Origin of the sequence: Olleya sp. AS48, from assembly GCF_038900355.1 — a bacterium.
GTDB lineage: Bacteria > Bacteroidota > Bacteroidia > Flavobacteriales > Flavobacteriaceae > Olleya.
This window is the reverse complement of sequence record NZ_JBBMRD010000002.1, coordinates 290,957-312,412: the sequence shown is the minus strand read 5'-3', so window position 1 is coordinate 312,412 and position 21,456 is coordinate 290,957. Positions and strand designations below refer to the sequence as shown.

Genomic DNA, 21,456 nt, shown 5'->3' with positions numbered 1-21,456 from the left:
TTGTTTATTGTTTGATTTGATTTGTATTACGTAGTACTAAAAAGTATACGTAAATTGCATTGTGTAAATTTGTTAACATTAAGTTAATATTACAACTATAATTAGTCGTATTTTTGCACAAAATTTGAAACTAACAAATCATAATTAAACACAATGAAAAACACAATTAAAGTTATGTTTTTAGCAGTAACACTTATGTTTACTGCATTTACTATGGCTCAAAGTACTGTTACAGGAACAGTTATGGATGCCGATTTAAACTCACCACTACCTACTGCTAGTGTTGTAGAGAAGGGTACTACAAATGGAACTACTTCTGATTTTGATGGAAATTTTACTTTAAAAACTAAATCGCCTTCTGGAGTTATCGAAATTTCTTATGTTGGTTATGGTACAATTAGTATGCCATTCAACGGAGATACTAACTTAGGGAATGTATCTTTAAGTTCAGGTAATTCTTTGGATGAAATTATGATTATTGCATCTGTAGCAGTCGACAGAAAAACACCAGTTGCAGTGTCTACAATTAAAGCTAAAGATATTGAGCTAAAATTAGGAACTCAAGAATTTCCAGAAATATTAAAATCTACACCAGGAGTTTATGTAACTAAGCAAGGTGGTGGTTATGGAGATAGTAGAATTAACCTTAGAGGATTTAACTCAGAAAACGTTGCTGTAATGATTAACGGTGTTCCAGTTAACGATATGGAAAATGGAGCTGTTTATTGGAGTAACTGGGCAGGTTTAGGTGATGTAACATCTACTATGCAAGTACAAAGAGGTTTAGGAGCATCTAAAGTGGCAGTAGCTTCTGTTGGAGGTACAATTAATATTATTACTAAAACTACTGACGCTGAAGAAGGTGGAAGTTTTGGTACAAGTATCGCTAATGATGGATATTTCAAATACGGAATGACATATTCAACAGGTTTAAGCGATAAAGGTTTTGCAGCAACAGTTAGTGCTTCAAAAATTTCAGGTGATGGTTATGTTGACGGAACAGAGTTTTCAGGATATAATTATTTTCTTAGTTTATCACAACAAATAAACGAAGCTCACAGATTATCATTTACAGCTTTTGGTTCTCAACAAGAACACGGTCAACGTTTTAATCGTTCTACAATTGAAGAATTACAAGATACAGATTCAGGACCGCAAAAAGCAAATAGAGATTGGGGTTATAAAAACGGAGAAGTTTATCACCAATCGTATAACTTTTACCACAAACCACAAATGTCCATAAATCACTTATGGAATATAGATGATAATTCAGCTTTATCTACAGCAGTATATGCTTCTTTTGGTTCTGGTGGAGGACGTAGAGATGAAGGATCTAAAATTGGATCTGATGATTACAGAATTGGTACTTCAGGTTTACAACCTATCGATTTTGATAAAATAGTTGCAGAAAATCAAGCTAATGGAGTAAATGGTTCTAGTGATATTATTTCTTCTTCTAGAAACTCTCACGAATGGTATGGTATATTATCCACCTATAAAACATCTATCAATGATAAATTAACATTATCAGGAGGTTTAGACGCACGTTATTATGTTGGATCACACTGGTACCAAGTGGATGATTTATTAGGAGGTCAATTTTTCTTAGATAATGAGACGGATACATTTGCTTTTGGACAACCACTTAAAGTAGGAGATAGATATAATAAAGATTACGACGGTGTTGTTAATAGATATGGTTTGTTTGCACAAGCAGAATATCAAGTTTCTGAGAAATTAAATGTGTTTATGGCTGGAGATATTTCTAACAGTAACTATAAGCAAAGAGAATACATGAACAATACTATATTTGGTAGCAGAGAGTCTGATGCAGTTGATTTTTCTGGTTATGGTATTAAAGGAGGTGGTAACTATAACTTAGACATAAACAATAATGTTTTTGTAAATGTTGGTTATTTCTCTAAAGCGCCATTTTTAGATGATGTATTTTTAGATGAAGATGGAATTGTTCCAAATGGAGGAGCAGTAAACGAAAAAGTATTTAGTGCAGAGTTAGGTTACGGATTCCGTAGCGAGAAATTTAGTGCAAACGTAAACGTGTACCATACTAAATGGTTAGACAAATCTCTTAACGGTTCAATTGGTACTGGAGATAACTTATTTTTCTACAACTTACAAGGGATCGATGCTTTACACCAAGGTGTTGAGGTTGATTTTAGATATAAAGCAAATGATAATATTACTTTAACAGGTATGGCTTCTTTAGGAGATTGGCAATGGAAAAGTAATGTATCAGCAATTATTAGAGATCAAGCAGGAGATGCAATTGACGTTGTAGAAGTTGTTGCAGATGGAATTAAAGTAGGTGATGCTGCTCAAACTACATTCGCTTTAGGTTTAGATTATAAATTAGCTCAAAAATCTAATATTTATGTTGATTATAACTTTGCAGGTGACAACTATGCTTCTTATGATGTAACAAACAGAGGGAGTGCAGATTTACCAGATGTATGGGAAGTGCCTGATTTTGGATTATTTGATGTTGGTTTAAAACATGGTTTTGCAATCGGATCTTTTGATGCAACTTTAATAGGAAAAGTAAATAATGTTTTCAATACAGAGTATGTTTCTGATGCTAATGACATCGATGGTACTGCTTTAAAAGCTCAAGTATATTATGGAGCTGGTAGAACTTACAGTGTAGCATTAAAAGTTAATTTTTAAAAAATATTTAAAATGAAAAGAATAATTTATTGTTTAGCAATTTTAGGGATAACCTTAGTGGGTTGTAACCCTATTGAAGACATCTATAATGACTTAGATGCATCAGCAGATCCAATTCAAGGATCAGAATCTTACACACTTACAAGTGATGATTATGATGAGTTAGAATTAGGTTTTGGTAGTTTTAATTCTGTTGAGGAAGCTAAAGCGCTTTTGCCAGATTTTTTAGCTAATAAATATCCATTTTGGGGTCAAGGATCTTCAGTTTTAGTTGGATACCAATTATATGTTGGAAACGCTGAAGGTGTAAGTGATTTAACTAATTCTGATATTTACCAATTAACTAATTCTGATTATGCAACTACAGGTAGTGATGCTTTTGGATTTTACCCAAATGTAAATGCAACATCTCAAATTCCTGATGTATTAACTGCTCAAATCACTGCTCCTACTGAAGGACAAGTAGTTTTAGCAAAATACAAGCAGTATACTGAAAACCCAGTTGTTGGTTTAGCTAACTTAGTAGAGTATAACTTTGCAGGTAGTTTTGAAGGATGGACAATTGTTGAAGAAACTGGAGCAGACGATGTTTGGACATCTTCAACAGGATACCTTCAAGGAAATGGTTATTTTGGATCAGCAGTAACAAATGAAGAGTGGATTGTTTCTCCTTCAGTGGACTTAACTGACGAGAGTGATCTTAAATTTCAAATTACACAAGAACTTGATTTTGCAGATGATGCTTCACTAGTTAAAATTTTAGTGTCTACAGATTATACAGGAGATGTATTAACTGCTACGTGGGATGAGATTACATTAGCAAATCCTGCTACTGGTGATATGGCTGCTTCAGAAGATTACGATTTTTCTGCTTACGATGGTCAAGTTATTAATGTAGCTTTAAAATATGAGTCTATAGGTGATGATCCTGCAACGACTACAGTTGATGAAGGTGACGCTGGAAGATGGAGAATCTCTAACATAGCTATTAAAACTCTAGGTGCAACAGGTACAACAAATTCTAAAGGAGAATACTTTATGTACTCAGGTGGTACATGGGTAGCAATGGAAGGTGTTTATTACTTAAGTTCTGCAGATTATGACGCAATGGGTACAGCTTCTGGACAACCAGGTGAGTATAATAACTTTAGTAGTTCATTATCTCCAAACTCTTATTTACCAACGTTCTTAGATTTAAATTTCCCTTACGGTCAAGAGGATGAGGAGTTATTTATTGTTTACGATTATTTCTCTAGTTCTTCAGGAGCACAAAGAAGAGGTAACTTATACACTGTAGTTAATGGCGAGTTTGAAGCTCATCAATCTACTATATCTACAACGCTTCAGTTTGGATTTGATAACGGTCTTTGGGTACCAGATAATACAATTAGATATACTTTAGCTGCTGAAGATTACGTTACTATAGCATCTGCTTTAGAGGCGGATTATCCAACAGCAACTGCAAGTATGTTAAACTATGGGAATATGGACAGAAGAGTTGGTAACAGTGCAGAATGGACAAACCCAATGGTACTTGAAGCAGTAGCTGTGGTGTTAAACCAAATGGATCCTTCTGCTGCTGAAGAGCAAAAGTATGTTGTGACTATAGAAGTTTACAATGGTAGTAATACTACTGAAGACTTTGCAGTTATTAAAATGGGAGGAATTTGGGTATACCAATAGATTTCTAATTTATAACACATAATAAATTTAAAAGCCTCTTCAATTGAAGAGGCTTTTTTTATGTAATTAATTATTACCTTTATACCTTAATTAATAAACTAAAAATATATGTATTCAACATTAAAATGGTTACATCATTATTGGGCATATTTGGTGCTTTTTATGATTGTAGTGGCAACCTTTAACGCAGTGTATAAAACAGTGACAAAAAAGGAGTATGAAGCAAGAGATTTTAGAATGTCTCTTTTTACATTAATTGTATCTCATATACATTTGTTAATTGGTATTGTACTTTGGTTTGCTGGAGACTACTTCTCTGAAATGAGTATGGGCGAAATCATGAAAAATGCAACAATGCGATCAAATGTTGTAGAGCATCCTGTTGCTATGATTCTAGCTGTAGCCTTAATTACTATTGGATATTCTAAGCATAAAAAGAAACTAACATCTACTAACAAACTTAAGTCAATTGCAATCTTTTACAGCATTGCATTAGTTTTAGTGTTAGCTAAAATACCATGGAAAGCATGGTTAAATTTATAGTATAAAAAAAGCGACCTTAATTAAGGTCGCTTTTTTTTATTTATATAATTTAAAAATTAATTCTTCTTAACTTCTGTTTCAGATGTGGTGTCAGTGTCTTTTACCTCTTTAACTAAGTAGATGTAAACAGGGAAGTGATCACTAAACCCATTAGTAAATCCACCATCAGCAAAACTTCTTAAAGGATAACCTTTGTAACGACCCTTTTTGTTTACTAAATAGTATTTATTAAATATACCTGCTTTATAGTAGGTAAAGTTTGAATAATCCTTGTCTAAAAAAGGCTTAGTAATCATTATTTGATCAAATAAACTCCATGCATCTCTATAAGCAGTAGTACCTAATCCCTCTTTTTTAAACATGTCAATATAAGGATTGTAAATACCTTTAAAGTCAACTTTGTTTTTGTCGCTTTCAGCTTTTAAAACATCCTTAACACTAGAGTTTGTTGGGTCATCATTTAAATCTCCCATAGTAATAATTTTAGCATAAGGATCTATAGATTGTAAACTATCAATGATACTTTTGTTTAGCTTAGCAGCAGCAACACGTTTTGGTCTGCTTCTAGCTTCTCCACCACTTCTTGATGGCCAGTGGTTAACAATAATGTGCATTGTTTCTCCTTCTAGTTTTCCCGTAACTAATAGTTGGTCTCTTGTGTTAACGCGTTTACGTGTTTTATCATCGTAAATTTTTAAAGTATGCGTGCTTTTTGATACCACTTGAAATAATGATTTTTGATAAAGTAAACCAACATCAATACTTCTGTTATCAGGACCATCAAAATGTACAATACCATAATCCTTACCTAATAATAAAGGGTCGTTTACAACATCTTCAATTACATTAATGTTTTCAACCTCACAAATACCGATAAGTGCAGGTGTGTTATTAGTAACGTCACTTCCAACATCTGCGATAACACGTGCCATATTATGTACTTTTTTCTTGTACACTTCAGAGCGGTCTGCTTTAAGTTCCATCATCGGACTAGCCTCATCATATTTTGTTGGATCATTAATCGTGTCAAATAAATTTTCAAGATTATAAAAAGCAACAGTATGTACTTTAAACTTCTTCTTTTCTTGAGCATTTACAGAAAAAACAACCGTTAAACAAAACGCTGCAGCCCAGAATTTAAAATTTTTCATGTATTCTAATATTATGTTATAGTTATGTTAATACAAAACTCCTGCCAAAAGTAGATATTTATTATAAATAATGTAAATTTGCACGCCTTAAATAATGATTATTTAACGGTTAAGCATTTTTATTAACTATAATTTCTAGTATGAAAAAAAGTTTTTTAATTTTTTTATTCGGAATTTTCTCAACGTTTACGCTTGTTGCACAACAAACTACAGTTAAAGGTAGTGTTAAGGACGCAGTAACGGATGAGCCTATTCCAGATGTAACAGTATCCATTCAAAAAACAGTATTGACTGAAAAAACAGATGGGTTTGGTCAGTTTACTTTTAAGAATGAAGTCCCTTTAGGAGAGCAAATTCTTAAAATTGAAAAAGATGGATTTACTACAAAGTTTTATCCAATCATTATCAACGAAGGTAAGACGCTTGATATCCAAGATATGACTTTAGATCTAGCAGTTACAAACGAGCAAGATTTATTTACCATTACGTTGTCTGATGACGAGTTAAATGATGACACAAGTGGTTCTGATAATATTTCAGGATTATTATCTGCTTCTCAAGACATTTTTCAGCGTACAGCTGCTTTTGAGTTTAGTTCATCATTTTTCAGAATTAAAGGTTTAGATTCTGACAACGCCAAAGTATTAATTAATGGTGTTGAAATGAATAAGCAAGATACTGGTCGTCCACAATGGAGTAATTGGGGAGGATTAAACGACGTTATGCGTAACCAAGAGTTAAGTTTAGGGTTAACACCATCGGCTTACACATTTGGAGGTGTATTAGGATCTACAAATATTAATACTAGAGCTTCTAATTACAGAGAAGGTGGTCGTATTACTTACTCTTCTTCAAACAGAAGTTATACAAATCGTTTAATGGCTAGTTATGCTTCTGGATTAATGGAAGATGGTTGGGCATATACACTTATGATTGGTAGACGTTGGGGAGACGAAGGTTTTCAGGATGCATCATTATATGATTCAAATTCATTTTTTGCTTCTGTAGAAAAGAAAATAAACGATAAGCATAGCATTAACTTTACGTCTATATACGCACCAAACAGAAGAGGAAAATCTTCTGCAAATACACAAGAGGTTTATGATCTTAAAGGTATTAAGTATAATGAGTTTTGGGGAGATTTTGATGGAGAGCAAAAAAATTCTCGTATTAAAGAAGTGGAAGAGCCAATTTTAATGTTAAACCATTATTGGGATATCACTGAAAAAACAAGCTTAAATACAAACATAGGTTACCAATTTGGTAAAGTAGGAAACAGTCGTTTAGATTATGCTGGAGGAGAAAATCCAAGTCCTGCATACTACCAAAACCTACCAAGTTATTTTCTTGAAGATGACGATTTAGCTGGTGCATATGAAGCTGAACAAGAGTTTTTAAATGATGGTCAAATTGATTGGAACAGAATTTTAGATGCTAACTTAACTAATAATATAACAGGTGCAAATGCTGCCTACGTATTATATGAAGATAGAAACGATGATAAGCAATTAACGTTAAATACTATTTTTAATACTGAGATTAACCAAAACATTCTGTTTAATGCAGGTGTAAATTATAAAAAATTAGATTCTGAAAACTTTGCTGAAATTATTGATTTATTAGGAAGCACAACAGGAGCTTTAAATGTTGATTCTTTCAGTCAAAATCAATTTGATTTAAACAATCCTGACCAAGTTGCTTTTGTAGGAGATAAATTTAGATACAACTATAATTTATATGTTAACGAAATATCTGGTTTTGCTCAAGCACAATTCAAATACAACAAAGTTGATTTTTATTTAGCAGGAAGCGTAACAAAAACAGATTACCAAAGAGAAGGCTTATATAAAAACGAAAACCAAGTATATATCGAAAACGGTATTGAAAGAGACAACTCATTTGGTAAAGGAGATAAAATCGAATTTACAGGATATGGTGCAAAAGCAGGATTTACTTATAAAATATCCGGTAAACATTTATTAGATTTTAATGGAGCTTATATCGCAAAAGCACCTTCTATTAGAAACACGTATACAAACTCAAGAGAAAGTCATGATTATGTTGGTGTTATTAATGGTGTAAATAATACAGATATTAATATTACTGAAGAGAAAATTTCATCAGTAGATGCAAGTTATATCTTTAGATCTCCAATTATCAAAGCTAAATTAACAGGTTTTTATACTAAAATAGAAGATGCTAACGAAGTAGGTTTCTTCTTTACACAAGGTAGTACTACAGGATTTATTCAAGAGGTTTTATCAGGAGTAGAAAAACAACACATTGGTGGAGAGTTTGGTATAGAAGCACAAGTAACACCTACTATTAAATTAAAAGGTGCGGCATCAGTAGGACAATATACTTACAACAATAATCCAAACTTGTATGTAACATCAACTTCAGAGGATTTTATTGATGTACAAGGTGGAGATGTTGTTAACACATCTGGATTAGTTAGTACATCTAACTTAAAGGATTATAAAGTGGCAGGTGGACCACAAACAGCTTATTCAGTTGGATTTGAATACAGAGATCCAGATTACTGGTGGTTTGGTGCAACAGCTAACTTTTTTGATAATGCTTACATAGACGTAAGTCCATTATCTAGATCAACTGAGTTTTACACAGATGCAGATGGATTACCGTATAACGATTACGATCCAGCAATTGCAAAAGAGTTATTACAACAAGAAAAATTTGATAGCTACATGGTAGTAAATTTAGTTGGAGGTAAGTCTTGGAAGATTGGAGATAAATTTATTGGTTTTTTTGCAAGTGTAGGTAACCTTTTGGATAAAGAATACAAAACTGGAGGTTTTGAACAAGGTAGACGTGCGGATTACAGAGCTTTAAGAGATGATGTAAACCTTGAAAAAAGAGTTTTTGGACCTAAATACTGGTATGGTAGAGGTGCTAATTACTTTGTAAATGTGTATCTTAGATTTTAAAAAGAAAAAGAAAAATTATTAATAATTAACATTACAATTATGAAAACGAATAAATTTTTAACATTAGCATTTAGTTTTATGGCTTTATTGGCTGTAACTTCTTGTGTAGAAAATGACGATTATTCAGTTCCAGAATCTCAAGGAAATGAAGAGAATGCTACCTTAAATAAATTACTTTCAAAAATTGAATCAGGAGAAGTTGAGTTACAAACAATAACTCAAGTTAAATCTAACTTTGTACAATACGAAGCGACGCAATTTGTATCAGAAATAGCGGTTAAAGGTTATGTGTCTTCAAGTGACGAAACAGGAAACTTTTATAAAGAATTTTTTATCCAAGACAGTCCAACAGACCCAACACAAACTTTAAAGGTAGTGTTAAATCAAGCAGATACTTATAACCAATTTAATAAAGGTAGAGAGGTTTATATCTATCTTAAAGATTTATACATTGGTGAAACTAATACTGGTGATGATGTTGTAACTATTGGTGGTAAATTTGATACGTTTGATAACGATGTTTTAGAAATGACATCTAACCAAATACCTAACCACTTATTTAGATCTACAACTACAGAAACACTAATGCCTGTAGAATTAGAATTATCTGATGTAGGAGAAGAGCATATTGGTATGTTTGTTAAATTAGTTAACGTACAATTTCCTGCAGGTTTAGAAAACAAACCTTACGTAGATCCTACAGACGATTTTGATTCTCAAAGATCTATTGAAAGCTGTTCTGACGCTGGTTCTTTTACTTTAGAGTCTAGTACTTTTGCTGCTTTTAAAAATGAATTATTACCAACAGATGGAAAAGGTTCTATCTCTGGAATAGTAAACAAAACCTACGATGGTTACGACTTAATCATCAACTTAAATACTACAGATGATGTAGTAATGGATGGTTTTAGATGTGATCCTTTATTTCAAGATTCATTCTCTGCTGCCAACTTAGATAAGTGGACAACGTTTAGCGTTACAGGAGCACAAGAGTGGTATTATAACAGCTTTGGTAATCCAAGTGATAGTGCAACTATGAATGGTTTTGCTAGTGGAGCACAAACAAATGAAGATTGGTTAATCTCATTACCAATTGATTTATCTTCAGTACCATCTGCATTTTTATCTTTCCAAACAGTAAAACGTTATGGTGGTAATAACTTAGAAGTATTTTATGCTACAGATTATACAGGAGGAAATCCTAATACAGACGGAACATGGGTTGCATTAGCACCAACGTTAGATACTAACGAAGGTAGCTGGTCATCTTGGACAGATTCTGGTAGCTTAGATTTATCTGCTGCTGCTGGTGGAAATGTATTTATTGCTTTTAAATATACTTCAACAAGTTCTGCTGCTTCAACATGGGAAGTGGATAACGTGAAAATTTCTGCAGAATAATTTTTGCAAAAACTAATATCTAAAAAAAACCTGCTACATTGTAGCAGGTTTTTTTATTCAATTTATGACAACATTCGATCAACTTTTTTTTACTGTTTTTACTGCGTTTAAAGCGCGTTTTAAACAAAAGGCTAATACTATTGCTTTAGTTTATATCTCTGCGTTACAAATCGCCTTGTTCTTTTTATTAGGTGTTTTTACCGCAACATTTTTAACCAAAATGAATGCATCTACTATTTCAAGTCAAAAAGCATGGACCTTATTTGTACTTATTGCGATAGCAATACATATTAAAAACTGGTTAAAGTACAGTGGTAAAACTAGAAAGGTACTTAACGCAAAGTTTAATAGAAGTAAAGCAAGCAGTCACAATCTAACATTACTGTTAAGTTTGCCTTTAGTTAGTTTAATACTTGCAATAATTTTACTGCAAAGTGTGTAATCCTACTTAACGTATTAAAAAAAGCCTGCTATATAATAGCAGGCTTTTTTTATGTCTTATGATTTGATTATAACCTTTAATGGATTCAAAACGACCAATAGCCTATTTGGTCTTTATTTACAGGGTCTGACTCTAGACATTTGTGCTATAGCGACAACTCCCAATAAATTGATTAATGCAAATTTTAATAAAGAAGGGTAACAAAACTAAAGGCTTCTTTATATAAACGTGTATAACTAAAATTTAAAAATGCAAATCATGAAAACTCTATTAAAATTTTTATTAATCGTATTTGTATTTGCTTCGGCATTTACTACAAACGCACAACAGGATGACAATAACTATTTTCAATTGTCACCAAGAATTGGTTATGACTTTCCAAGTTATAACAATAACACACCTTTTATAGATTATAATGGTGGAATGGATTTAGGATTATCCTTAGATTATTACTGGAATTGGTTTGGTCTAGGGTTTGATTTTGATTATATCAAAAACCAACCAGAAAGCACCTATCCAACAGACAATCTTTTTTACGCAGGAGGAGGTCAAATTAATAATTTCATTTTGTCAGAAGATGATATTTCTAGAGTCTTCTTTGGTATAGGTCCAAATTTCCAATATCGTAGTCAGTCTAGACGTTTCTCTGCAGAGCTGAATACAAGAGTTGGTTTAGCGTCAATAAAAGGTGGAAGAACATTGTTAACAGACGATCCTGCTTCAACACTACTAAACTTTCATTCTGGTTATGACTTATCTAGTGTTTTTAGTTTTAAAGGACAATTGCGTTTTACCTATTACTTAAACGATAATTTTGGGATTAATGTAGGTGCATATTATTTAAAACATTTTAGTGCTACAGAGCAATTGGATCCAACATTAAATATAGCTGCAGGATACCATCCTTTTAACACGGTTAATGATGTAGACGTAAATTTTAATAGCCTAGATCAAAGTGGTCCAATGTTAAGAGAGGAACCTTGCGATTGTGATATATCTTCAGTAGGACTATTTGCAGGAGTAACTTTTAAATTTAATAAAAAAGAAAAAGTATCTGTATGCGAAGTATGTGGAGAAGACCACATGCCAAGATGTTGTGCGACTTGTGGTTGTGGTGTAACGATTACAGCTAGAGATAAATACACAGACGAAACATTACCTTTTACAGACGTAGTGTTAACAGACCTAAACGGAAATATTGTGCAGTCTGGTGTGACTAACGCATATGGAGTTGTAGTATTTAATGATGTTGCTGAAGCAGATTTAATAGTAAAAGGAAAACTATATGGTATAAACCTAGAAGAAACAAGTATTACTAAAGATGATTTTAAAGCGTGTAAGAAAGATGGTAATAGCATTCAAAAAGTTATTAGATATGGTGATTTAAACTTCATCCTAAAAGGAAACGTAGTAGAGTGTAATACAGACAAAGGTATCCAAGGGGTTGATATTCTTCTTAAAGATAAAGTTAAAGCTGGACAAAAAAACACCTTGTCTGACTTAGATGGTGGATTTGTTTTTCATTTAAAACAAGCGTCTACTTATGCGTTAAACGGAAATAAAAATGGGTATTTTTCTAATGAAGTAGAAGTGTCTACATCTGATATTGATCGTAATAAATCACTATTTATTGATTTTGAAATGTGTGTGAATCCTTGTGGTCAAGCCATTAAATTAGATAACATTATTTTTAATTTAGATAAATGGGATATTCTTCCAGCAGCAAGACCAGACTTAGATTATGTTGTCAAATTAATGCAAGATAATCCAACCATTAAAGTGGAAATGTCATCACACACAGACTCTAGAGGTAGTAACCAATACAACCAAGAGTTATCTCAAAAAAGAGCACAATCTACAGTAGATTATTTAATGACTAAAGGAATTTCTAGAGACCGTTTAATTGCTCGTGGAGCAGGAGAGTCAGAGTTATTAAATCGTTGTGCAGATGGCGTGCAATGCTCAGAAAATGAACACACTATTAATCGTAGAACAGAATTTAAAGTTGTGTGTATCAATTAAATTAAAAACTATAAATCAATGTCAAATTAAGGCAGTATATAAAACAAAAAGCTGCCTTAATTTATTAAAAATTATAATCATGAAAACAATATATAAAATGAAAAATAACGATTCAGAATCTAGATTTTTCACATCAATAAAATTAGTAGTAGTAACCGTTTTAACTTTATTTGCTTCTGCATGTAGTGATGACGAGGCTTGCGGTTATACCACACCATCAGACACCTTTCCATTTTCATGTGACTCTGGTATGGACGTAGCGTTTTTAATAGACTATACAGGTAGTATGGGAGAAGCTATTGAAGGTATTAAAAGTTCAATTTCATCAATAGCAACAAGTATTGTAACAGAGTCTGGTGGTGATTACCGATTGTCGTTATCAGTTTTTGACGAGGTTACTGCAGGTACTACTCCTAGTTACAATACTCAGGTTGGATATACTAATTTACCTACTGCGCAAAAACAAGTTATTACTACAGGTACAACTACTGACCAATACTTAACCATGATGGAGCCATTTGCTACTGCAAATCAAACAACTTTTAGCACGCAATTAGCTAATTTAAATAGTGCAAATATGTCATTGGGTTCTGGTAATGGTTTTGCAGAGCCTGGAGCATTATTACTAGATCAAATTTTAAATAATAATTTTTCGGGATCTTGGAGATCTGGTATAACTAAACTAGTATTTATAATTACAGATGCACCAGCAGGAGGAGATGATGATATTAATACTGCTATTGATGATACCTTTTTAAATGGATTGGCTACTCAAGCTAATTTAGATAACGTGCAATTAGTTTTAGTATCCACATTAGCATCGTCTAATTATGAGCTAGAGCTTATTAATAATAATATTTTAGGAGATAAAATGATTGTTCCTAACTTTAATAATATAGCAGAAAATATTATAACACTAATCGAAAATATTTGCGACGGAAACGAAGAATAATCATTACATAATTTCAAAATTAGTCTAACAAACTCAAGACTGTTAATACAAATAGTCTTGAGTTTTATTAAATTTTAAACAATGAAAAAACTCTTTACACTACTAATAATATCTCTTATTTTATCGTCATGTACAGATGCAAATAATGGTTTAACTAAAGCATTAGCTTTACAAAATATTAAAGCTTGCGATGCAGAAAATCCAGTGGAATTTATAAAAGGAATTTATGTTGGTAAAATGACCTATCAAAATGCAGGAACAAGTCTAGTAGAGTTAGGTTACATTAAAAAATTAGCAAAATCTGGGATTATAGTCTTGGATTCATTATCCTCTAGCAATCAACAAATGTCAGATCATATCAGGATAAATACCGTTTATAATGTTTCCATTAAACCAGAATATAAAAAGCATATTACCAAACAGAAGGACAATATTGCTTATGTTAGATTAGTCTCTAGAGAAGTACAAGAAGTAACATCTATTACATTAAAAAACGATGTTAGAGCAGATGTGATGGCAACTTTTAAAAAGATAAAAACACCATTTTATGACATTCAATTTGATCAATCAACCAGGTTAAAAACAAGACAAGATGTGTTTACAGAAGTCATTGGTTTTAATAAGTCAAATAAAGATGGTTGGACAAGTTGCTTTTTAAAAGAAAACAAACAGTAATAAAATATATTAAAAAGTAAAATACTAACTTAGTAATCTAGCTATTAATTTAAACCACCAACCAATGAAAAATTTAACATCAAAGTCATTACTAATCATTTGTTTAGTACTAGGGTTTTTACTCTTTCAAGAGTGTCAAAAAAACAACGATTCTTACAAAGAACCAACAGGTTTAATCTCATTAAAAAAAGCAGAAATGTATGAGAAAAACTATCTTGAAAACCAATATAAATTTATAAACGAAAAATTAAATCAGCCATTAGTGGATACCATAGAAGGTGTCGACATGCAGGATAGTGATTATATTAAAGACTCTAGAGCGATTCGTTTTAGTCTTGAAGAATTAGAAAACTACATAAAATACGTTAAAGCTTATACTGATAAAGAATATGCAAAAGACGAAATTAGTTTAAGAGTATATTTTGGAGCCAAAAATGTAAAATTTGAAAAAGACAAGGATAGCGTCATGCGCTCCACCTTATTTTTTATTCCAACGGTTAAAGAAGTTACTAGAAACACTGAAGCACCACATCAAAACATTAACCAGTTAAACCCACTTAACTATGGTAGTGCAGGAGATCCTGATAGTATAGAATATAAAACTAAAGGATAATCTAAATTATGCTTAGCCAAGATATTATATTAAGATTAATAATGTGGTTACCACAAATTGCAGCTTTTGTATTTGCAATTGTAATGTGGCCAAAGTATAAAAATACTACACAGCGTAATTTTATATACTTTTTAGGTTTTGTGTTGGTTATTGAGTGTTTTGGCTACTTATTACCTATTTTATATGGTGTTAAAAGTGGCTATGTATATAATGTTTATACTATAATATCCGGATTGTTTTTACTTACTTGGTTTAAGTCCATATTACAAACAAAAAAACTGGTCATCGTCTTTATTTTTGTATTCATTGCATCAATTAGTTATTGTCTTTTTTTTCAAGCGTTTGGTGTATTATGGAAAATCCCCTTAGTCGTTTTAGCAATTACAATACTAATTTGTAGCACAGTATTTTTTTCTGATTTATTAACCAAAAATGAGGTTGTCAATTTTAAAACCGACCAAAAATTTTGGATTGTTACAGGGTGTTTAGTGTTTTATATTAGCTATTTACCATTAGTATTGTTGCAAAAATATTTTGGATTGTCAGGTATTTATTATCGTATTCCAATTACGATTAACATCATTTTAATGTTTGGATTTATAATAAAAAGCTTTTTATGTCTGAAAAAGAATTAATTTTCATAGCATTATTTTCAGTTGCTTTATTAGTGGTTTTATCACTAATATTTCTGTTTATGACGTTCAATAACCGTAAAAACAAACTCATCCAAGAACAATTAGAAACTAAACTAAACAACCAAAAACGTCAACACGAGCTGGAACTTAATGCGCTTAGAGCGCAAATGAATCCACATTTTGTGCACAATTCGCTTAACGCCATTCAATATTATATTCAGTTAAATCAAGTCGAAAAAAGTGAAGATTACCTCTCTAAATTTTCAAAATTAATGCGACAATTTTTTGAGTATTCTCGAAAAGAACGCATTTCGGTTGAACACGAAATTTCGTTATTAAAAAATTATTTAGATATAGAAAAGCTTCGTTTTGAAGACGATTTTGACTTTCAATTAAATATAGATAAAGCATTGGATACACAAGATTTATTTTTGCCTCCAATGATTTTACAGCCTATTGTAGAAAACGCCATTAACCATGGTATCTTTCATAAAAAAGGAAAAGGAGAAGTTGTTATTGACTTTGTAAGTATCAATGATTATAGTTTTAAAGTTGAAATTACAGATGACGGAATAGGTATTAATAAGTCTAAACTTATGAATGCCAAAAAGAAACAATCGCATACAGAACATTCTAGTTTTGTGTTAGAAGAACGTTTGGCTTTATTAAAAGTAAGTAAACATTGGGATGTCGCGTTTACAATTCAGGATCGTGCAGATACATCCGATAAAACAGGAACCAAAGTCACCTTGATTTTTAAGGAAGGCTTAAATAAAGACGATTATGACCATTAAAACCATATTAATAGACGATGAGCGTAAAGCGTTAGCTATTTTAAAAAATAAGCTACAACGTTTATGTCCTAATGTTCAAATAATAGCAGAAAGCCAAAGCCCAAAAGAAGGGATTGAATTAATTAAAAGCCTAAAACCAGACTTGGTGTTTTTAGATATTGCAATGCCAGAATTAAGTGGGTTTGATGTATTAAAGCAATTTGAAAATCCTGATTTTGAAATCATTTTTGCAACAGCTTTTGATAATTATGCTATTGAGGCTATAAAACATTGTGCAATTGGTTACTTAGTTAAACCTGTAGATAATAAAGACCTGGTAGAAGCTGTGGCTAATGCCGAAAAAAATATTGGTGATAAATCTGCGCTTCAAAAAAACAAACAGTTAATTGAAAACTTAGGTGTACAAACGTTTCAAAAAAAGAAAATTATAATTCCGTCTGTGGAAGGCTTAGAGTTTATTAAAATTGAAAACATTGTGCATTGCGAAGGCGAAGCGGGTTATACTAAAATTCATTTAAAAGAGGGTAAGCCATTATTAAGCTCCAATAGTATTGGGCATTTTAATAAGTTATTAGAAAATAGTGACTTTTATTTAGTACATAAATCACATTTAATAAATTTAAGTTACATAGAAAAATACCTGAATGAAGGTTATGTAATCTTAACCGGAAATGCAAAAATTCCTGTCTCGCGTAATCGCAGACAGGAATTTTTAGATCAACTTAAAAGCTGATATGTTACTGTACAGTTAATGTGTACTGTGGTGTTTTATTTAATGGGCAAAAGTATGTGTATTCTCCTTTTGCTAATGTTGTTGCGCTAGACGTTTGCGTTTCTCCATCCTTAACAACACTAGTTACGTAAGCAGTTTTAATGTGGTTTTCTGGGTTAGAAGCATCAGCACCTTTTTTAATTAGTACAAATCCAACATCTGTTCCAACAGCGTTATTTGCTATTTCAAAAATATAAGTCCCTTCACTTATAGTTAATCCTTTTTGAGTAAACTCACCTGTAGTTTGCTCTAATGCTACTGTTTTAACAGTATCATGTTTCATCATTTTGTCTTGTGCATTAACAGATACTAAAAGTGTTAATGTCAATACTAAAGTTGCGATTAATTTTTTCATTGTTATTTATTTTTAAGGTTATAATTAATTAAGATATTACTGTTTCTAATGGTTGTGCTACTGGAAAATCTACAGGGACTTGTGTTGTATTGTGGATGTAGTTAGAGATTGTTTTATCACCAACTAAAGCAATAACATCAATTAAGTTTCCGTGGCTATAACCAGCGTCTAAAAAGTTGTTTAAAATTGTAGCGTCTGTTTTTCCTCTGGTTTCTGTAATGTTTTTAGCTAAAGCAGCTAAAGCATTAAACTTAGTGTCAAAAGAGGCTTTTCCTGCTCTTAATTCTAAAATTTGGTTGTCTGTAAAACCATTCATTTTACCAATTGCAGTGTGTGCAGATAAACAGTAAATGCAACTGTTTACTTCACTTACAGCAAGATTTACTACTTCTTTTTCTTTAGCTTTTAAAGAGGTCTTTGCATTTGCAAAATTCAAGTAGTTTTCTAAAGCAGTTTCGCTATTAGCATACGTTGCATATAAATTTGGTACAAATCCTACAGCTTTTTCTAATTGGTCAAAAATAGCTTGATTGGTTGCGTTTACTTCGTCTCTTTTAAGTGCTTTAATAGGTGTCATAATCTTATGTTTTTAATGTTGTGTTTTTATATAATTGAATTGTCAATAATTCCTTTGTTTATTTCTGCATCACAATAGTAATCGTGTAATTGTTTATGCTCACAATGTTCTTGTGGATTGATAGATTTGGTTAGCTTTCTTTTTGCTTTTGTAAATATTTCAATTAAATTGAATATAGATATGGTCGTTTTCATAATGCTGTTGTTTTTATATTACAGTGCAAAGATGCGACGCGAAAGCGGGTTTTAAAACGACGATATTACCTTAGTAGTTGTCGATTTTTCCTAAATTGTATTTTTATGAAGAAATAAAGGCCTTAAATAAAGTTTATAAACCTTTTTTAAAGTCCGAAAGGGTAATGCTGGTTTGTTTTTTAAATAATCTGCTTAAGTGTGAAGCATCGTCAAAACCAATATCAAAAGCAATTTGCTTAGCAGTTTTGTCAGTATACATTAATTGGCGTTTGGTTTCTAATACTAAACGCTCATGAATAATCTTTAAAGGACTTTGTCCCGATTTAGCAAAGCTATTGGATAATGTTTTTGGAGACTTAAATAATTTTTCTGCGTAAAAACTAACTTGATGGGCTTCTTTAAAATGGGTTTCTACTAATAAGTTATACTGTCTTAATGTTTCGTCAGTAGCTTTATTAAGTGGCGTAGATGGTGTTTCGTTTTTAAGTAAACGTGTGGTCTTTATTATAAATCGTGCTAATAACATTCTAAGCATTTCGGCCTGAATAGTATCTTCCGTTTCAATTTCATCTAAAAACATATCATGAAGCACATTAAATTTGTGTTGCTCATTTTCGTTTAAAGAAATCACCGGAATAGTATCATTCCCAAAAAATAAAACACCAGCACAACCCACCTCTTTGTCATGGTCTTTTATGCAATAAAACTCTTGGTTAAATTGATAGACTACGCTATCGTCCCCATCAATGTATTTAAAATTTTGGATAGGCGTTAAGGATAATATTTGATGCGGTTTTAAAACTAAAGGGACGCCATCCACTTCTGCGGTAATGGTATTGCTACCCGTAAGAATAAAGGTGTAAAGCCCAATTTGCTTTGCGGTTGTAAACTGTTTTAAAAGACTTTGGTCAGAGATTTTTAATGTTCCGTTAGTGGAAAACTCTGTAAATGTTTTTAGCATAAGTATTTAGTCTGATAAAGTAAGGCTACATTACATTTAAAAATAAATTTCTTGAGCCAATCTAAACGTATTTGCATGTGCCTCTACAATGGTTTTAATGTTAGGACTATAACCACCACCCATGCTGCACATAATTGGAATGTTGTTAGTTTTACAGGTTTCTAAAACAAATTGATCACGTGCTTTACAGCCTGTCACGGTTAGTCCTAATTTGCCTAGTTTGTCTGTAGCAATAACGTCTACACCGCATAAATAATAAATGAAGTCGGGTTGGAAGTCTTTAATTAGTTTGGGTAATGTGTTATGTAAAATGGAAAGATATTCGGTGTCTCCAACATTATTTTCTAAAGCAATGTCTAAATCGCTTTGTTCTTTTTTAAACGGGTAATTATGTTTTCCGTGCATAGAAAAAGTAAATACCGAAGGATCATCCTTAAATATTTCAGCAGTTCCGTTACCTTGATGTACGTCCAGATCTACGATTAAAATACGTTTTGCTAATCCTTTTTTTTGAAGAAATCGCGCACCAATCGCTTGGTCATTTAACATGCAAAAGGCTTCGCCACGATTAGTATAGGCATGATGTGTTCCGCCAGCAATATTCATGGCAATACCATGTTTTATTGCATATTCACTTGCTTTTATGGTGCCATCTGCAATCACAATTTCACGTTCAATTAAAACCTCACTTAACGGAAAGCCTATTTTACGTGCAGCACGTGGATCCAATGTAATATTAAGTAAGTCGTAAAAATACTCAGGATCGTGTACTGCCAATATTGGAGCCTCGTTTAGCATTCTATTCGGTTCAAAAAAATTATCCAAAGTGCAAGTGCCTTCATGGATTAATTGCTCAGGAAGCAACTCGTATTTTAACATCGGAAAACGATGTCCTTCAGGCAATGGATGACAGTAAATAGGATGATAAGCTATTTTAAGCATAGGTAGATTAACGGTTCAAGTTTTAAATTTAATACTAACTCTTTTCAAAAAAAAATTATCGAAGTTTTATAATTTAGCATCTTCTTAACAACTTATCGTATACCTTTGTACTTATAAATTAAAGTATAACATGGCAAGACTTAACTTTTTAGTTATTTCTCTTTTTATAGGGTTGTCTACCTGCTTCTCTTCTGAAGTAGAGGTCGCATCTGTCGTACAAAATACTTTTCCGCAACATACAGTACAGTCTAGTGCAGCCTTACACTCTCAAGGTATAATTGTAAATTCTCAAATTGATCTTACAGTTAACGTACAGCCAGAAGACAGTATTACTTTTTTTAAGCAACTCGCTTTTATAAATGCAGTTAGTAAAGAGCAACAAGAAAATTTCTTGGTGTATCAAAAAACTAACACGTCTATAGATGTTGGACTGTCTAAAACACAAATTATCTATCCTTTTCATTGGTTTACATAAGCGCAATACGTTTTTATTAACTATTGCAATACATGTCTTTTACGTAAAGATAATGTGTTGATTTCTTATACATTAAATCAAAATATTAAAACAATGAAAATTTCATTCACACTACTAGCTATTCTAGTATCATTAAGCGTATTCGTGCCTTTTTTTATATTCATCTTTAAAGGTTTAAATAACACTACAAAAACAAAGCATAAAGCAGAAAATTTATTAAAATCCAACGGGTTTAAATACAATTTAAAAGAGGTTTGGAACAATAAATTTATCGGTTTAACCGAAGATAAAAAAGTACTGTCCTATATTGCTTTTAAGGAAGATGAAAACCAAGTGTTTAATTTAGAACTGTCTGAAATCAAGGCATGCGAAGTGCTTTCTGACTATAAAAAAGACATAGATAAAGTCACACGATTAAAACATTTGGATTTAAAAATCTGGTTTTATACACCTAATAAAGAAGCTGTCGTGATCAGTTTTTTTGACACAGATGAAGCTTTTACAGAAGATTATGAAGTACGAAGAATAGAAAACTGGAAAGATATTATTGACAATAACTTAAAGGTTACAGTCAAAGCTAAAATGGCATCTTAACGCTATTAAATTAGTTTTATTTAAAGCATCAATCTAACCTAT

At 31.9% G+C, this 21,456-nt stretch carries 21 protein-coding genes; 15 read left to right on the top strand and 6 right to left on the bottom strand.

The genetic code is table 11. The annotated features are described in order from the left end of the window. Positions 1-153: 153 nt before the first annotated feature. From WNY60_RS04455 to WNY60_RS04445, 3 genes are all read left to right on the top strand, one after another. Positions 154-2,685 carry a TonB-dependent receptor gene (locus WNY60_RS04455; protein WP_342861626.1) on the top strand — a complete coding sequence of 844 codons (2,532 nt, stop codon included), beginning with the start codon at positions 154-156 and terminating at the stop codon, positions 2,683-2,685. A 12-nt stretch (positions 2,686-2,697) separates the two neighbouring features. Then, positions 2,698-4,368, top strand: coding sequence for a choice-of-anchor J domain-containing protein (locus tag WNY60_RS04450; protein ID WP_145005674.1), 1,671 nt, complete (start codon positions 2,698-2,700; stop codon positions 4,366-4,368). A gap of 108 nt (positions 4,369-4,476) precedes the next feature. After that, positions 4,477-4,911, top strand: coding sequence for a hypothetical protein (locus tag WNY60_RS04445; protein WP_342861625.1), 435 nt, complete (start codon positions 4,477-4,479; stop codon positions 4,909-4,911). A gap of 56 nt (positions 4,912-4,967) precedes the next feature. Here WNY60_RS04445 and WNY60_RS04440 read toward each other — a convergent pair whose 3' ends face one another. Further along, positions 4,968-6,062, bottom strand: coding sequence for an endonuclease/exonuclease/phosphatase family protein (locus tag WNY60_RS04440; protein WP_145005680.1), 1,095 nt, complete (start codon positions 6,060-6,062; stop codon positions 4,968-4,970). A 140-nt stretch (positions 6,063-6,202) separates the two neighbouring features. Here WNY60_RS04440 and WNY60_RS04435 point away from each other — a divergent pair, with 140 nt between their 5' ends. The 10 genes from WNY60_RS04435 to WNY60_RS04390 all read left to right on the top strand — a co-directional run bounded on the left by WNY60_RS04435 (position 6,203) and on the right by WNY60_RS04390 (position 17,277). Continuing rightward, entirely contained in the window at positions 6,203-9,010 is a 2,808-nt protein-coding gene (locus tag WNY60_RS04435) for a TonB-dependent receptor (RefSeq protein WP_145005683.1), read from the top strand. Positions 9,011-9,049: 39 nt separating this feature from the next. Further along, entirely contained in the window at positions 9,050-10,411 is a 1,362-nt protein-coding gene (locus WNY60_RS04430; protein WP_342861624.1) for a DUF5689 domain-containing protein, read from the top strand. 64 nt (positions 10,412-10,475) lie between these two features. Then, positions 10,476-10,853: a hypothetical protein gene (locus WNY60_RS04425; RefSeq protein ID WP_342861623.1), complete on the top strand. Its 378-nt coding sequence runs from the start codon at positions 10,476-10,478 to the stop codon at positions 10,851-10,853. A gap of 258 nt (positions 10,854-11,111) precedes the next feature. Continuing rightward, a complete protein-coding gene (locus WNY60_RS04420) occupies positions 11,112-12,875 on the top strand; it encodes an OmpA family protein (protein ID WP_342861622.1) in 1,764 nt (587 codons plus the stop codon). Between the two features lie 79 nt (positions 12,876-12,954). Continuing rightward, the gene (locus WNY60_RS04415) at positions 12,955-13,827 is read left to right on the top strand and encodes a hypothetical protein (protein WP_342861621.1); all 873 of its coding nucleotides are present in this window, start codon (positions 12,955-12,957) and stop codon (positions 13,825-13,827) included. 81 nt (positions 13,828-13,908) lie between these two features. Next, positions 13,909-14,502, top strand: a complete 594-nt coding sequence (locus tag WNY60_RS04410; RefSeq protein WP_342861620.1) for a hypothetical protein — start codon at positions 13,909-13,911, stop codon at positions 14,500-14,502. Between the two features lie 64 nt (positions 14,503-14,566). After that, positions 14,567-15,115 carry a hypothetical protein gene (locus tag WNY60_RS04405; RefSeq protein WP_145005701.1) on the top strand — a complete coding sequence of 183 codons (549 nt, stop codon included), beginning with the start codon at positions 14,567-14,569 and terminating at the stop codon, positions 15,113-15,115. A gap of 8 nt (positions 15,116-15,123) precedes the next feature. After that, positions 15,124-15,750: a hypothetical protein gene (locus WNY60_RS04400; RefSeq protein ID WP_342861618.1), complete on the top strand. Its 627-nt coding sequence runs from the start codon at positions 15,124-15,126 to the stop codon at positions 15,748-15,750. Next, positions 15,732-16,544, top strand: coding sequence for a histidine kinase (locus WNY60_RS04395; protein WP_342861617.1), 813 nt, complete (start codon positions 15,732-15,734; stop codon positions 16,542-16,544). Before WNY60_RS04400 ends, WNY60_RS04395 begins: the two co-directional genes overlap by 19 nt. Further along, complete coding sequence (locus WNY60_RS04390; protein ID WP_342861616.1) at positions 16,534-17,277, top strand: LytTR family DNA-binding domain-containing protein; 744 nt, start codon at positions 16,534-16,536, stop codon at positions 17,275-17,277. Before WNY60_RS04395 ends, WNY60_RS04390 begins: the two co-directional genes overlap by 11 nt. Positions 17,278-17,281: 4 nt before the next feature. Here the strand turns inward: WNY60_RS04390 and WNY60_RS04385 are convergent, their stop codons facing one another. The 5 genes from WNY60_RS04385 to WNY60_RS04365 all read right to left on the bottom strand — a co-directional run bounded on the left by WNY60_RS04385 (position 17,282) and on the right by WNY60_RS04365 (position 20,345). Further along, the gene (locus tag WNY60_RS04385; protein WP_342861615.1) at positions 17,282-17,671 is read right to left on the bottom strand and encodes a plastocyanin/azurin family copper-binding protein; all 390 of its coding nucleotides are present in this window, start codon (positions 17,669-17,671) and stop codon (positions 17,282-17,284) included. 28 nt (positions 17,672-17,699) lie between these two features. Continuing rightward, positions 17,700-18,248 (bottom strand): carboxymuconolactone decarboxylase family protein, encoded by a 549-nt coding sequence (locus WNY60_RS04380; RefSeq protein ID WP_342861614.1) that lies wholly within the window; start codon positions 18,246-18,248, stop codon positions 17,700-17,702. A gap of 26 nt (positions 18,249-18,274) precedes the next feature. Next, entirely contained in the window at positions 18,275-18,442 is a 168-nt protein-coding gene (locus WNY60_RS04375) for a hypothetical protein (RefSeq protein WP_157814064.1), read from the bottom strand. 133 nt (positions 18,443-18,575) lie between these two features. Then, positions 18,576-19,403: an AraC family transcriptional regulator gene (locus WNY60_RS04370; RefSeq protein WP_342861613.1), complete on the bottom strand. Its 828-nt coding sequence runs from the start codon at positions 19,401-19,403 to the stop codon at positions 18,576-18,578. A 36-nt stretch (positions 19,404-19,439) separates the two neighbouring features. Further along, positions 19,440-20,345, bottom strand: a complete 906-nt coding sequence (locus tag WNY60_RS04365) for a histone deacetylase (RefSeq protein ID WP_342861612.1) — start codon at positions 20,343-20,345, stop codon at positions 19,440-19,442. Between the two features lie 130 nt (positions 20,346-20,475). Between WNY60_RS04365 and WNY60_RS04360 the strand changes: the two genes are divergently transcribed. Together WNY60_RS04360 and WNY60_RS04355 are read left to right on the top strand one after the other, a co-directional pair. Further along, positions 20,476-20,820 (top strand): hypothetical protein, encoded by a 345-nt coding sequence (locus WNY60_RS04360; RefSeq protein ID WP_342861611.1) that lies wholly within the window; start codon positions 20,476-20,478, stop codon positions 20,818-20,820. Positions 20,821-20,913: 93 nt separating this feature from the next. Next, on the top strand, positions 20,914-21,414 hold the full coding sequence (locus tag WNY60_RS04355; protein WP_342861610.1) for a hypothetical protein: 501 nt from the start codon (positions 20,914-20,916) through the stop codon (positions 21,412-21,414). The last annotated feature ends 42 nt before the right edge of the window (positions 21,415-21,456 follow it).

What these genes read in the sequence shown, in the direction of transcription:
- WNY60_RS04455 (WP_342861626.1), top strand. Translation starts at nt 154, where the DNA reads ATGAAAAACACAATTAAAGTTATGTTTTTAGCAGTAACACTTATGTTT.
- WNY60_RS04450 (WP_145005674.1), top strand. Translation starts at nt 2,698, where the DNA reads ATGAAAAGAATAATTTATTGTTTAGCAATTTTAGGGATAACCTTAGTG.
- WNY60_RS04445 (WP_342861625.1), top strand. Translation starts at nt 4,477, where the DNA reads ATGTATTCAACATTAAAATGGTTACATCATTATTGGGCATATTTGGTG.
- WNY60_RS04440 (WP_145005680.1), bottom strand. Translation starts at nt 6,062, where the DNA reads ATGAAAAATTTTAAATTCTGGGCTGCAGCGTTTTGTTTAACGGTTGTT.
- WNY60_RS04435 (WP_145005683.1), top strand. Translation starts at nt 6,203, where the DNA reads ATGAAAAAAAGTTTTTTAATTTTTTTATTCGGAATTTTCTCAACGTTT.
- WNY60_RS04430 (WP_342861624.1), top strand. Translation starts at nt 9,050, where the DNA reads ATGAAAACGAATAAATTTTTAACATTAGCATTTAGTTTTATGGCTTTA.
- WNY60_RS04425 (WP_342861623.1), top strand. Translation starts at nt 10,476, where the DNA reads ATGACAACATTCGATCAACTTTTTTTTACTGTTTTTACTGCGTTTAAA.
- WNY60_RS04420 (WP_342861622.1), top strand. Translation starts at nt 11,112, where the DNA reads ATGAAAACTCTATTAAAATTTTTATTAATCGTATTTGTATTTGCTTCG.
- WNY60_RS04415 (WP_342861621.1), top strand. Translation starts at nt 12,955, where the DNA reads ATGAAAACAATATATAAAATGAAAAATAACGATTCAGAATCTAGATTT.
- WNY60_RS04410 (WP_342861620.1), top strand. Translation starts at nt 13,909, where the DNA reads ATGAAAAAACTCTTTACACTACTAATAATATCTCTTATTTTATCGTCA.
- WNY60_RS04405 (WP_145005701.1), top strand. Translation starts at nt 14,567, where the DNA reads ATGAAAAATTTAACATCAAAGTCATTACTAATCATTTGTTTAGTACTA.
- WNY60_RS04400 (WP_342861618.1), top strand. Translation starts at nt 15,124, where the DNA reads ATGCTTAGCCAAGATATTATATTAAGATTAATAATGTGGTTACCACAA.
- WNY60_RS04395 (WP_342861617.1), top strand. Translation starts at nt 15,732, where the DNA reads ATGTCTGAAAAAGAATTAATTTTCATAGCATTATTTTCAGTTGCTTTA.
- WNY60_RS04390 (WP_342861616.1), top strand. Translation starts at nt 16,534, where the DNA reads ATGACCATTAAAACCATATTAATAGACGATGAGCGTAAAGCGTTAGCT.
- WNY60_RS04385 (WP_342861615.1), bottom strand. Translation starts at nt 17,671, where the DNA reads ATGAAAAAATTAATCGCAACTTTAGTATTGACATTAACACTTTTAGTA.
- WNY60_RS04380 (WP_342861614.1), bottom strand. Translation starts at nt 18,248, where the DNA reads ATGACACCTATTAAAGCACTTAAAAGAGACGAAGTAAACGCAACCAAT.
- WNY60_RS04375 (WP_157814064.1), bottom strand. Translation starts at nt 18,442, where the DNA reads ATGAAAACGACCATATCTATATTCAATTTAATTGAAATATTTACAAAA.
- WNY60_RS04370 (WP_342861613.1), bottom strand. Translation starts at nt 19,403, where the DNA reads ATGCTAAAAACATTTACAGAGTTTTCCACTAACGGAACATTAAAAATC.
- WNY60_RS04365 (WP_342861612.1), bottom strand. Translation starts at nt 20,345, where the DNA reads ATGCTTAAAATAGCTTATCATCCTATTTACTGTCATCCATTGCCTGAA.
- WNY60_RS04360 (WP_342861611.1), top strand. Translation starts at nt 20,476, where the DNA reads ATGGCAAGACTTAACTTTTTAGTTATTTCTCTTTTTATAGGGTTGTCT.
- WNY60_RS04355 (WP_342861610.1), top strand. Translation starts at nt 20,914, where the DNA reads ATGAAAATTTCATTCACACTACTAGCTATTCTAGTATCATTAAGCGTA.